This is a genomic window from Pedobacter sp. N36a, assembly GCF_014472395.1.
GTDB lineage: Bacteria > Bacteroidota > Bacteroidia > Sphingobacteriales > Sphingobacteriaceae > Pedobacter.
Window position 1 is genome coordinate 184,833 of record NZ_JACSZW010000010.1, and the last position, 12,196, is coordinate 197,028.

9 protein-coding genes and 2 tRNA genes are annotated in these 12,196 nt (G+C 41.3%); 4 read left to right on the forward strand and 7 right to left on the reverse strand.

The annotated features are described in order from the left end of the window. Nucleotides 1-3: 3 nt before the first annotated feature. From ilvD to atpD, 4 genes are all read right to left on the reverse strand, one after another. Entirely contained in the window at nt 4-1,701 is a 1,698-nt protein-coding gene (gene ilvD, locus H9X96_RS18825; RefSeq protein ID WP_187667761.1) for a dihydroxy-acid dehydratase, read from the reverse strand. 1 nt (nt 1,702) lies between these two features. Continuing rightward, complete coding sequence (gene ilvE, locus H9X96_RS18830) at nt 1,703-2,593, reverse strand: branched-chain-amino-acid transaminase (RefSeq protein ID WP_187667762.1); 891 nt, start codon at nt 2,591-2,593, stop codon at nt 1,703-1,705. 715 nt (nt 2,594-3,308) lie between these two features. After that, on the reverse strand, nt 3,309-3,551 hold the full coding sequence (atpC, locus tag H9X96_RS18835) for an ATP synthase F1 subunit epsilon (protein ID WP_187667763.1): 243 nt from the start codon (nt 3,549-3,551) through the stop codon (nt 3,309-3,311). 22 nt (nt 3,552-3,573) lie between these two features. Beyond that, complete coding sequence (gene atpD, locus H9X96_RS18840; protein ID WP_062547054.1) at nt 3,574-5,079, reverse strand: F0F1 ATP synthase subunit beta; 1,506 nt, start codon at nt 5,077-5,079, stop codon at nt 3,574-3,576. A gap of 239 nt (nt 5,080-5,318) precedes the next feature. Here atpD and H9X96_RS18845 point away from each other — a divergent pair, with 239 nt between their 5' ends. The 4 genes from H9X96_RS18845 to H9X96_RS18860 all read left to right on the forward strand — a co-directional run bounded on the left by H9X96_RS18845 (nt 5,319) and on the right by H9X96_RS18860 (nt 7,058). Then, a complete protein-coding gene (locus H9X96_RS18845) occupies nt 5,319-6,227 on the forward strand; it encodes an SDR family oxidoreductase (protein ID WP_187667764.1) in 909 nt (302 codons plus the stop codon). Nucleotides 6,228-6,246: 19 nt separating this feature from the next. After that, a complete protein-coding gene (locus tag H9X96_RS18850) occupies nt 6,247-6,711 on the forward strand; it encodes a redoxin domain-containing protein (RefSeq protein ID WP_187667765.1) in 465 nt (154 codons plus the stop codon). A 109-nt stretch (nt 6,712-6,820) separates the two neighbouring features. Beyond that, nucleotides 6,821-6,894 (forward strand) — tRNA-Arg (locus tag H9X96_RS18855). 90 nt (nt 6,895-6,984) lie between these two features. Next, nucleotides 6,985-7,058, forward strand: a tRNA-Arg gene (locus H9X96_RS18860). 220 nt (nt 7,059-7,278) lie between these two features. Here the strand turns inward: H9X96_RS18860 and H9X96_RS18865 are convergent. The 3 genes from H9X96_RS18865 to H9X96_RS18875 all read right to left on the reverse strand — a co-directional run. Further along, nucleotides 7,279-9,006: an OmpA family protein gene (locus tag H9X96_RS18865; protein ID WP_187667766.1), complete on the reverse strand. Its 1,728-nt coding sequence runs from the start codon at nt 9,004-9,006 to the stop codon at nt 7,279-7,281. A gap of 12 nt (nt 9,007-9,018) precedes the next feature. Further along, the gene (locus tag H9X96_RS18870) at nt 9,019-10,014 is read right to left on the reverse strand and encodes a type IX secretion system membrane protein PorP/SprF (protein WP_187667767.1); all 996 of its coding nucleotides are present in this window, start codon (nt 10,012-10,014) and stop codon (nt 9,019-9,021) included. Between the two features lie 23 nt (nt 10,015-10,037). Beyond that, nucleotides 10,038-12,196, reverse strand: a 2,159-nt coding sequence (locus tag H9X96_RS18875) for a gliding motility-associated C-terminal domain-containing protein (protein ID WP_187667768.1), incomplete at its 5' end; no start/stop codon positions are given.

A 12,196-nucleotide genomic window follows, 5' to 3' on the forward strand; every position in this document is an offset into this window, starting at 1 on the left:
TGATTAGTGAGTGTAGGCATCAGTTACACAGCCTTCGCTGGCATCGCTTACTTGTTTCAGGTATTTATAAAGTACGCCTCCTTTGACGGGTGGTGGCAATTGTTTCCAAACCGCTTTACGGTTTTCCATTTCCTCTTCCGTAATCTGAAGGTGTAAGGTGTTGTTCACCGCATCAATGATGATGATGTCATTGTCGTGCACAAAAGCGATATTTCCACCGTCCCAGGCTTCAGGAGTGATGTGACCTACCACAAAACCATGCGTACCACCAGAGAAACGACCATCAGTAATTAAAGCAACTGATTTTCCTAATCCTGCACCAATAATGGCAGAAGTTGGTTTCAACATTTCCGGCATCCCAGGAGCACCTTTAGGGCCTACCTGTCTGATCACCACTACATCACCTTTTTTCACTTTACCACTTTGAATTCCTGCGATCAATGATTTCTCACCATTAAATACACGTGCCGGACCTTCAAATCTTTCTCCTTCTTTACCAGAGATCTTTGCTACTGAACCTTTTTCTGCGATGTTACCATACAGCATTTGAAGGTGACCTGTTGCCTTGATTGGGTTTGTTACCGGAAGAATTACTTTTTGCGTATCAAAATCTAAGTCTAATGCTTGTTCAACGTTCTCAGCAAGCGTTTTTCCAGTTACGGTGATACAATCGCCATGAATCAAGCCTACTTTCAACAGATATTTTAAAATGGCAGGAACACCACCGATCTCATGAACATCTTCCATGAGATAGTTACCACTAGGTTTCAAATCTGCCAATACTGGAGTAGCATCACTTACCGCTTGGAAATCATCTAATTTCAAGGTTAATCCTACTGATTTCGCCATAGCGATTAAATGCAGTACTGCATTTGTCGAACCACCCAATACCATTACCGTTACAATAGCATTGTGAAATGCTTTCTCTGTCATGATATCGGAAGGAAGGATGTTTTTTTCTAATAAAACACGGATGGCTTTACCAGCAGCTAAACATTCTTCTTTCTTTTCCGCACTCAATGCAGGGTAAGAAGAGCTATAAGGTAAGCTCATTCCTAAAGCTTCGATTGCTGAAGCCATTGTATTTGCAGTATACATACCACCGCAAGCGCCAGCACCTGGACAAGTGTTGCGGATGATACCTTGAAAATCTTCTTCTTCTAAATTACCTGCTAACTTTTCGCCAAGGGCTTCAAAAGCAGATACAATGTTTAATGTTTTACCTTTATAATGTCCGGAGTGGATACTTCCTCCGTATACCATGATCGCAGGGCGATTTAACCGACCCATTGCCATGATAGAACCTGGCATATTTTTATCACAGCCTGGCAATGCAATCACGCCATCATAATATTGTCCACCACAAATGGTTTCAATTGAATCTGCAATTACATCTCTGGAAACCAGAGAATAACGCATTCCATCTGTACCGTTAGACATTCCATCGCTTACACCGATGGTGCTGAAGGTTAAACCGACCATTCCATTATCCCAGACTCCTTCTTTAACGATTTTTGCTAAATCATTTAGGTGCATGTTGCAGGTGTTTCCATCGTATCCCATACTTGCAATGCCGACCTGGGCTTTGTCCATATCTTCTTTGGTCAAGCCAATTCCATACAACATGGCCTGGGCAGCAGGTTGGGTTGGATCCTGCGTGAATACTTTACTGTAGCGGTTTAATTCTGGTGATTGTGACATATTATATGATTACTTCGTAATTTTGTTTTTCTAACACTAAACATTTGTAAGTGCGTTGTATGGTGGCACCAACACTATCATTCCATCTGATTGGAAACTGATAGTCATCTATCGATGCAATTCCTGCAATCTCTGTAGCGGTGCCACTGAAGAAAGCGCTGTCTGCATGTTTCACATCAGCTACCGACAAGTGTTTTTCTATAATTTCTATATCTAGTATATGACATAGTTCAATTACCGTTGCGCGGGTGATTCCTGGAAAGATGTTACCTAGCGGGGGGGTAAATAATTTTCCGTTTTTCTCGATAAAGATATTTGCTCCTGGACCTGTAGCGATATTGCCATTCATATCCAATAGTAAAGCTTCATCAAATCCATTTCGTTTTGCTTCGATAGTCGCTAAAGTGGAATTTCCATCGTTGCCGGTAACTTTAGCTGCTATAGGAAAAGATTTTGGATTCGGACTTTCATAACTGGACACCCCAATTTTTAATTGTTCGTTACCGGGATAGGCATCCCATTCCCAGGCACAGATCATGATCGATACCTCTGTAGCCGCAACCATCGACATATTAGGGGCACAGTATACCAAGGGACGGATGTAAGCATCTTTTAAATTATTCAATTGAAGTAACTTATAAGTTTGCTTGATCAAATCACTTACTTCCCATGGAAAAGGCAGATTGACCAATTCTGCAGATCTTTTTAATCTTTCAAAATGTTCTCTGGCTTTAAATACACGGGTTCCATTGTGCGTCTGATATGCCCTGATTCCTTCAAATACTGCATAGCCATAGTGGAGCGATTGCTCATATATCTCGGCGGTGCTGTTGGCGGCTTTCTGGAACTTGCCGTTTAAGTATAACACTGTATTTGAATTGACGTATTTCATGATGGTTAAAGCTAGGTGTCGTGTTGGTTGTGGTATTGGTTCTATCGGTTCATTAAAAAAGCGCCACTTGTGGGGGGCGCTTGAGTTTATTTTTTTATTTAAAATATTCTATTGCAGCGCCTTATCCTTCTGAATTACCAGCAGAAGAATCACATTAATAATGACAATAATTAAGGCGGTGATGTTAAAGTTCATTTTGTTGGTCTTTATTAGCAGGTTGTATTTGTTGTTGCTTTATAAATCCAATTTAGGTCTTGTGATCTATACTATCAATAGCTACATTAAAATAAATGAAAAAAAATATAATTTGTATTATTTGTTTTTAAAACAAATATAATATCTTAAAAACTGTATTATTAGTTGTTTTACGTGGATGCTCCTATACCAAATATGAAATCGGTATTCGGTATGGGTATTATGCTTGCATTGTATTTTCTGTCGTTTTCTGCCTAAAATCGGATAATGCCCGAAAAAGTTGAAGAAAATACGACTAAAATAGAGGGAGGTAACCAAATAAAAATTGGCGGTCTTTTCAAAGAAATAAATGCAATTCCTAGTGCTGTTTTAAAATAGCGTATCGTTCTTTTACAGCATGATATAAAAATTGAAGTGTTCGTAGAGCTCATAAAAAACGGGATTACGATGAAATTCAAAAACAGGGGACAAAAAAAAAGGATGTCGTTTCGGACATCCTTTTTTTATTATGCTTTAAATATTAAGCAACCCCTTCGGCTAGAACAATAATCTTGTTTTTCAAAACCTCTACAACGCCACCTTTAATATTAAAGGTTTCAACACCTGTTTTGGTTTTAACAATTACTGGTCCGTCTTCTAAGGTTGAGATAATAGGAGCATGGTCATGCAAAATTTGAAATGAACCCATGGTACCTGGTACAGTAACAGCTGTTACTTCGCCTTCAAAGACTTTTTTATCTGGTGTTAATATTTCTAGTGTCATATTCAAAGTGTATGCGCTTTAATTAAGCGTTTGCTTCAGCTAATAGTTTTTTACCTTTTTCGATTGCATCTTCGATACCACCTACTAAGTTAAATGCAGCCTCTGGATATTCATCAACTTCACCATCCATAATCATGTTAAATGCTTTGATGGTATCTTTAATGTCAACTAACACACCTTTTAAGCCTGTAAACTGTTCAGCTACGTGGAATGGTTGAGATAAGAAACGTTGAACACGGCGCGCACGGTGAACGATTAATTTATCTTCTTCAGATAATTCGTCCATACCTAAGATCGCGATGATATCCTGTAACTCTTTGTAACGTTGTAAGATTTCTTTCACACGTTGAGCAGTGTTATAGTGCTCGTCACCTAATACCGCTGGAGATAAGATTCTTGAAGTTGAATCCAATGGATCCACCGCAGGATAAATACCTAGCTCAGAGATTTTACGAGACAATACTGTAGTTGCATCTAAGTGGGCAAACGTTGTAGCCGGAGCTGGATCCGTTAAATCATCCGCAGGTACATAAACCGCCTGTACAGAAGTAATTGATCCACGTTTAGTTGAAGTAATACGTTCCTGCATTAATCCCATCTCTGTTGCCAAAGTTGGTTGGTAACCTACCGCAGAAGGCATACGACCTAAAAGTGCCGATACTTCAGAACCTGCCTGAGTGAAACGGAAGATGTTATCAACGAAGAAAAGGATGTCTTTTCCTGCGCCTTCACCATCACCATCACGGAAGTATTCTGCAACTGTTAATCCTGATAATGCTACACGAGCACGAGCTCCAGGAGGTTCATTCATCTGACCGAATACCAATGTTGCTTTAGAATCTTTTAGTTTTTCTGTGTCAACTTTGCTTAAATCCCATCCGCCTTTTTCCATCGAATGAAGGAATTCTTCACCATAGTTGATTACACCAGATTCGATAAACTCACGTAAAAGGTCATTACCTTCACGTGTACGCTCACCTACACCAGCGAATACTGATAAACCAGCATACGCTTTCGCGATGTTGTTTACCAACTCCATGATCAATACTGTTTTACCAACACCAGCACCACCGAATAAACCGATTTTACCACCTTTAGCGTAAGGCTCTAATAAATCGATTACTTTGATACCAGTAAATAGTACTTCTGATTCAGTTGATAGCTCGTCAAATTTTGGCGGAGCATTGTGGATTGGTCTACCGTTAGTTTTATCAATCGTGTTGATACCATCGATAGCATCACCAACAACATTGAATAGACGACCTTTAATCTGATCACCAACAGGCATTTTGATAGGTGCGCCAGTATCTACTGCTTTCATGCCACGAACTAAACCGTCGGTTGAGTCCATTGCAATTGCACGTACGCGGTCTTCACCAAGATGTTGTTGAACTTCTAAAACGACCTTTTGACCGTTTTCTTTTTCAATCTCTAATGCAGAGAAAATTTGAGGTAAATGAGCATCGTCAGCAAAACTCACGTCAACTACCGGTCCTATAATCTGCGCTATTTTTCCAATGTTAGGCATATATTGTTTTGGGTAAAATTATAAATATCAAAATGTTAAAGGCCGTTTTCAGAGCCCACAATTCGGTTTGCAAAGTTAAGATTTTTCAACATAAATTGCATATATAAATAAAAAGTTTTTCCACAGTTTTTAAATCAATATTTTAGCCGGTATAAAACAAGGTACGAACAAGCCGTTTTTGACGTTAAAAAGAGCGTATTTGTGGCGTTACATTCATCATAAGGAAACAGTATAAATTCATGAAAACAATATTAGTAACGGGTAGCAATGGCCTTCTAGGGCAGAAAATCACAGAAAGAGTGCTCGCAGCAAAACAGTTTAATCTGATCGCGACCGCAAAAGGGGAGAACCGTTATCCAATTAAAGAGGGATATGTTTATGCTGAAATGGATATTTTAGATGCTGCCAATGTCGAAGAAATTGTAGCGAAATATACACCAGATGCCATCATTCATACGGCCGCGATGACCAATGTGGATACCTGCGAAGATCAAAAAGAGCTGGCTTATGCGCTAAATGTGAAAGCAGTGGAGACACTTATTGCAGTTTGTGAGAAATTCGACGTACAGCTGGTTCATTTGTCTACAGACTTTGTTTTTGATGGCAAAAATGGACCGTATGATGAAGAAGCGCCCACCTGCCCATTAAGTTATTACGGACAAACCAAAGTTGAGGCCGAACAAGCACTGCAAAAGTCAAATTGCAAATGGGCCGCATTGAGAACGATTATCGTATATGGTATTGTGAGCGATATGAGCCGCAGTAATATTGTACTTTGGGCAAAAGGTACTTTAGAAAAAGGACAGCCTATTAATGTTGTGAACGACCAATGGCGCATGCCAACCCTGGCAGAAGACTTAGCCGATTGCTGTCTGCTGGCCGTAGAAAAAAATGCACAGGGCATATATAATGCTTCTGGAAAAGACATGATGAGCATTTCGGAATTAGTGGGCAGAGTGGCCGATTTCTGGAATCTGGATAAAGGGCTGATTAAAGAGATCTCTGCTGAAACTTTAAACCAAACCGCTAAACGTCCGGCAAGAACGGGATTTATCCTGGATAAAACCATCCGCGATCTGGGTTATGCCCCGCACAGCTTTGAAGAAGGGCTGGCCTTATTAGATACACAATTGCAAGCAACCGTTTAAATCTTTAATTATATATATTATGGCATTACAAGTTGGCGATCAAGCCCCAGATTTTAAATTATTCAGCTCAGAACTGAAAGAAGTGTCCCTTGCTGACTACAAAGGAAGGAAATTAGTGATCCATTTCTTCCCATTGGCGTTTACCGGCGTATGTACTGCCCAGTTATGCACCATGAGAGATAGCTTTGGTTATTATGAAGGAATGAATGCAGATGTAGTAGGTATTTCTGTGGATTCTCCTTTTACCCTGGCTAAATTTAAAGAAGATCAAAGCTACCAGTTCCCTTTACTTTCTGATTTTAACAAAGAAGTATCTCAGGCCTACGGTGCTTTTTACGAAGATTTCGCATTTAATATGAAAGGAATTTCAAAAAGAGCTGCTTTTGTGATCGATGAAGAAGGAAAAGTTATTCATGCAGAAGTTTTAGAAGATGCAGGGAATATGCCTGATTTTGATGCTATTAAGCGTTCAATTGAAGCCTAATCGCAGTTTTTAAGCAGTAGTGTTTGAAGTTTTTTTTAAATAAAGTTTGTATTTTCAATTTCAAACACTACTTTTGCAGTCCAATAACGAAACAACGTTTGAAGGAAATGCATTTGTAGCTCAATTGGATAGAGCATCTCACTACGGATGAGAAGGTTTGGGGTTCGAATCCCTACAAGTGCACGAAAACCTTAGAGAAATCTAAGGTTTTTTTTGTTAATCGTTTCGATTATAGGTTTTATAGCCGATATCGATATAACGCAAATGAAAAACGCATTTGTAGCTCAATTGGATAGAGCATCTCACTACGGATGAGAAGGTTTGGGGTTCGAATCCCTACAAGTGCACATCACCGGAGTAAAATTTTTCAAGAAATTTTACTCCGGTTTTTTTATGTCATAACTTGTTGTTTATCTGGGCAATAAGCTCGGTTGCTTGCTTGATTTTTGTGCTTCGATGAGACGCTCCGGCAAATTTGTTGGGAGGCGTAATAGAGGCAGTGCGACCTCTCGCAAATGAGGATATGATGGATGAATTGGATAGTTTTCTGGTGGACTAAGAACGGTTTTAATTTACAATCATAGCTTCCGTTCTTCTGTTCAGTTGATGTTTCGCTTCCGTGCATTTCACTCCGTTGTTACAATTATTGAGCAAACGAGTTTCGCCATATCCTTTACCTGTAATTCGCTCTGAGGCAATTCCCTTTTTGACTAAGTAAGCAATTGCGGATTTAACACGCTTATCTGACAAAATCATGTTGTAATCATCATTACCTCTTGAATCGGTGTGAGAGGAGAGTGCCACATGTATTTCAGGATATTTACGCATCAGTACAGATAAACTATCCAAAACCGGCACGGCATCTGTTCTGATTTTTGATCTGTCAAAATCGTAGTAAATCACGAATAGCTGTCCTTTTTCTGGCCTATCTGAAGGGATTTTAGGAACAACTGGCTGGACTGGTTTTTCAGCAACAACCACAGGTTCATCTGGTCTGTTAAAAGCATAGATATCATCATTCCCCAATCCACCCGGTCTGTTGGAGGAAAAATATCCGCTTCTTCCATCATCACTGGTTAGGTAGAAATCATCACTGGTGGTGTTCAATGGATATTTAAGATTTAATGATTTGCCCCATTTGCTTTTTTCGCCTTTACTGAGGTAGATATCATAACCTCCCAATCCTATTTTTCCTTTGGAGGAATAATATAAAGATCCATCGGTGACTATAGTTGGGAAATTTTCTTCTTCAGGAGTATTGATTTCAGGGCCGCAGTTCAGCGGATTTCCCCAGCTTCCGTCAGCCTGTTTTTCACTATACCAGATATCTGTCTTTCCTTGTCCGCCCGGACGGTCTGAGGTAAAATATAAGATGCGTCCATCTTTGCTGATCGCTGCATTTCCCAAAGAATATTCCTTTACATTGTTATAGGGAAAAGCTTTTAGGTCTCCCCATTTTCCATCTTTCTTCACTGCCGAGATCAGTTCCAGGCGACGAGTATATAAGCGCTCTGTGACTACTTTTTCTACCGGGAGGGCAGTTCTTTGTTCTCTGGTTGCTATGGTTACATAAGCGGTATCTCCAGCAGCATTTAATACCATAGGACCTACGTGGTATTCGGTTTTGGAAGGTAGGCTCAGATCCGTTGCGACAGTGAGTTCTTCCTTAAGCTGCCCTTTCGCATTGGCGAGGTATAATTTCAACCAAGGATTTCCAGTCCATTTGTAGATATCTTTAATTTTCGGATTTTTCTGCAGACTGCGTTCTGAAGTAAATACAAAGCCATCCCGGCCATAGTCATTCATTCCCCAGTCTGCAGCGCTGGAATTCAGTTCCTGCATATTTTTTATACTGATGTTGACCGGGTTTTTCATCCAGAATGCTGCACTGTCGCAGGAGTTGATTCTGAAGCTCATTTGTTCCGTTTTCCCCGTTTTGCTGCCATAGATCTGATACTGGGTTTTTGCAGCATCGAATTTTTGATTTGTTTGCAATGCCTGAGCATAATAATAGTGACTGAGGGCTTCAGCCTTTGGATCAGCTATGGCTACGCTGTACCACTTTTCTGCCTGTCCATAGTCATTCATCATGCGGTAACAGGCGGCAAGTTTTTCTACAACCTTAACGTCAGGTTTCTTTTTCTCTGCCAGAGGAAGGTAGAGTCCGGCGGCATTGAAATATTCAAAACGGTTAAACTGCAGGTCTGCCTGTTGTTTCCTGCTCAGTTGCTCCTGTGCATGACTAATGCTTATTAAAAATAAAGCAAAGAGACTGATGGTGATGATGTTTTTCATATTTGTTGCAGCTTAAAAATAACGTGGACTTAATATTCTTGCTTTCTTTCCGGGAAGACTGATACTTAGAGAAAGCTCATGCGACCCGCTCTGATAGCTGGATAATTTGCTCGTGGTATAATCAAAAGAATACCCTAGGCGAAAATGGTTGCTCATCTGAAGTTCTACAATTCCAGCTATGGCATCACTGTGACTTAAGCCTTTTTGCAGGTTTTTTTTATCCCATAAGGCCACCCCTGTACGATAAGAGGCGCCTAGCCAAAGTACCTTGCTAATTAGCAGATAAGCATTCAGATCTAAATTTGTGGGTCCTCTAAAATCTTCTTTCAGCATAAAGGTCGGTTTCAGATCCAGTGATTCCGATAAGGGAATCATCATTCCTCCTGTCAGATAAATATGACGAACCTGACGAATCACTTTATAATCGCCTTCCGTTTGAGTTTCATTTTTCCTTAATCCGGATAATAAATCCATAACCGAAGCACCGATATAGAATTTGGGTGTGTAGAAATAAACTCCGAAACGAACATCGGGACTCAGCTTACTCTCATTTCCTATAGGAATCGTACCGTCTCCGGGATCGGTAGGGATAAATTTAGTCCCATCCAGATTGTACTGAGTGACTCCTGCACCAATCCCAAAACTTAGTCGTTTGGTATCTTCCGCATCCAATTGCAAGCGGTAAGCATAATTTGCGTAAAAAGCAGAGGTATTCTGGGGTCCCAGGCGGTCAGTAGTGGCTATAAATCCTAATCCCATTTTCTTTCCCTCTTGGTCCGTTAAACCATCAAAAGATGCGGTAGCGGTACGTGGAGCCCCTTGGATTCCTACCCATTGTGAGCGGAAACTGAAGTTGGCTGTCCAGTTTTCTTTATAACCTGCGTAAGCTGGGTTAACGGCAAGGCCATTAAAAACATATTGACTGAACTGGATCGTCTGTTGTGCGTATCCATTGCTCATGGCTAGCAGGAGAATGGATAATATACTGATTTTTTTTAAATTTTTCATAAGTAGCGCGTCTTAATTTGGTATTACCGTTTGAGAAATAACCATCCTTTAAATGTAGTTATACTGCCAGATTTCTCTTTCCTGAGTATCAGATAATAATAGGTGCCTTCGTTGAGATCACTGCCATCCCAATCGTTCAGATAATTGGCAGAACGATACACCTCGTTACCCCACCTGTTAAATACGGTGACCTGAGTTCCAGGATGGTTTTCCAGTCCTTTGATTTTGAAAAGATCATTGCTGCCATCACCATTTGGAGTAAAGATATTGGGAATGATGAAGTCTGCATTTTCAACTGTAGTGGCCACCGTATTACTGGATACTTCTGATGCTCCGCTTTCGGAAGATTGCGCCTTAGCCGTGTTGGCCAGGTTACCTGTAAAGGTTTTACTGATGTTACCTTTAATATTAACGATCACCTTGTTGGCTACGCCTGCAGGTAAATCTGCCGATAAACTGATGTTGCTGCCTGTTCCTGAACTTGCTGATAGAATTTTGGCAGCGCCGTTAACAGAAGCAGACCATTCTACGTCTCCTATGGCAGAAGGGACAAGATCGCTCAGGGTTAGGTTTTTGGCGTCACTGGCTGAACTATTGGTCAGTTCAATTACGTAGTTAATCACATCACCTGATTTAAGGCTGGAAGGCCCGGTTTTAAGAATAGAAAGCACCGGGATTCTGGTCACCTTGGTTTCTACCGTAGAGGTGACTACCGGAGGATTTCCAGGCTCTGATGGAGTCGCTGTCGCAATATTGCTGATCTGACCTGCAAATGAGGGCGATACCGTTCCGGTAATGGTGATGGTAATTTTATCATTGCTGTTCGCAGTGATGTTACCGTTGACCATAACTGAATTGCCTGTTCCAGATGTTCCTGTTGTGACAGTTGCATTGCCTGCGGCTACCGCGGTCCAGGTCACATTACTAATTTGTGCGTTCACGATATCGGTAATGGCCAGGTTAGTGGCATCACTAGGTCCGCCATTTGTGGCTACAATTACATAGGTAATTCTTGAACCAGCATTAATGTTGGCAGGTCCAGTTTTAGTAAGTACAATTCCTGTATTAGTTACAGGTGTTGTGGTCGCTGTGGCAGTATTGTTGCTCGTTACCGCATCATTTTCTGTTCCGGATATCGTGGCAGAATTAGTGTAAATTCCTGTTGGATTTACCCTTGCAGTAATTGTAAGTGTGCGACTTGAGCCGTTTGTCAATGTGCCTATAATCCATATACCGGTTGCAGCATTGTAAGTTGTTCCAGTCGCAGGGGCCGAATTCACATAGGTATAACCTGATGGAAGCAGATCGGTGACGGTAATACCGGTACCATCACTAGGACCATTATTGGTGGCTACCAGGGTAAATACCACGTTACTACCTATCGCTGGTGTCGCATTATCAACAGTTTTAGTCAGAGACCTGTCTGTAGTTGGTGTCGGAACCGGCGTAGAAGTCGGGGTGTTGTTACCTGGAGTCGGATCATTTTCTGTTCCGGTAATGGATGCGGTATTGGCATAAATGCCTGTTGCATTGACCTTAGCGGTAATGGTTAAGGTTGCAGTAGCAGCATTGATCATTGTGCCAATGTTCCAGAGTCCTGTTAGCGGATCATAAGTGGTACCTGCTGGTGGAGTAGAACTCACATAGGTATAACCTGATGGAAGCAGATCGGTGACGGTAATACCGGCACCATCACTAGGACCATTATTGTTGGCTACCAGGGTAAATACCACGTTACTGCCTACCGCCGGTGTCGCATTGTCAACAGTTTTAGTCAGAGACCTGTCTGTAGTTGGTGTCGGAACCGGCGTAGAAGTCGGGGTGTTGTTACCTGGAGTCGGATCATTTTCTGTTCCGGTAATCGTTGCAGTATTGGCATAAATGCCTGCTGCATTGACCTTAGCGGTAATGGTTAAGGTTGCAGTAGCAGCATTGATCATTGTACCAATGTTCCAGAGTCCCGTTAGCGGATCATAAGTGGTACCTGCCGCAGGAGCCGAGCTCACATAGGTATAACCTGATGGAAGCAGATCGGTGACGGTAATACCGGCACCATCACTAGGACCATTATTGTTGGCTACCAGGGTAAATACCACGTTACTGCCTACCGCCGGTGTCGCATTGTCAACAGTTTTAGTCAGAGACCTGTCTGTAGTTGGTGTCGGAACCGGCGTAGAAGTCG

Bases quoted from the DNA above. Each gene is read 5' to 3' on its own strand.
- ilvD (WP_187667761.1), bottom strand. From the start codon at position 1,701: ATGTCACAATCACCAGAATTAAACCGCTACAGTAAAGTATTCACGCAG.
- ilvE (WP_187667762.1), bottom strand. From the start codon at position 2,593: ATGAAATACGTCAATTCAAATACAGTGTTATACTTAAACGGCAAGTTC.
- atpC (WP_187667763.1), bottom strand. From the start codon at position 3,551: ATGACACTAGAAATATTAACACCAGATAAAAAAGTCTTTGAAGGCGAA.
- atpD (WP_062547054.1), bottom strand. From the start codon at position 5,079: ATGCCTAACATTGGAAAAATAGCGCAGATTATAGGACCGGTAGTTGAC.
- H9X96_RS18845 (WP_187667764.1), top strand. From the start codon at position 5,319: ATGAAAACAATATTAGTAACGGGTAGCAATGGCCTTCTAGGGCAGAAA.
- H9X96_RS18850 (WP_187667765.1), top strand. From the start codon at position 6,247: ATGGCATTACAAGTTGGCGATCAAGCCCCAGATTTTAAATTATTCAGC.
- H9X96_RS18865 (WP_187667766.1), bottom strand. From the start codon at position 9,006: ATGAAAAACATCATCACCATCAGTCTCTTTGCTTTATTTTTAATAAGC.
- H9X96_RS18870 (WP_187667767.1), bottom strand. From the start codon at position 10,014: ATGAAAAATTTAAAAAAAATCAGTATATTATCCATTCTCCTGCTAGCC.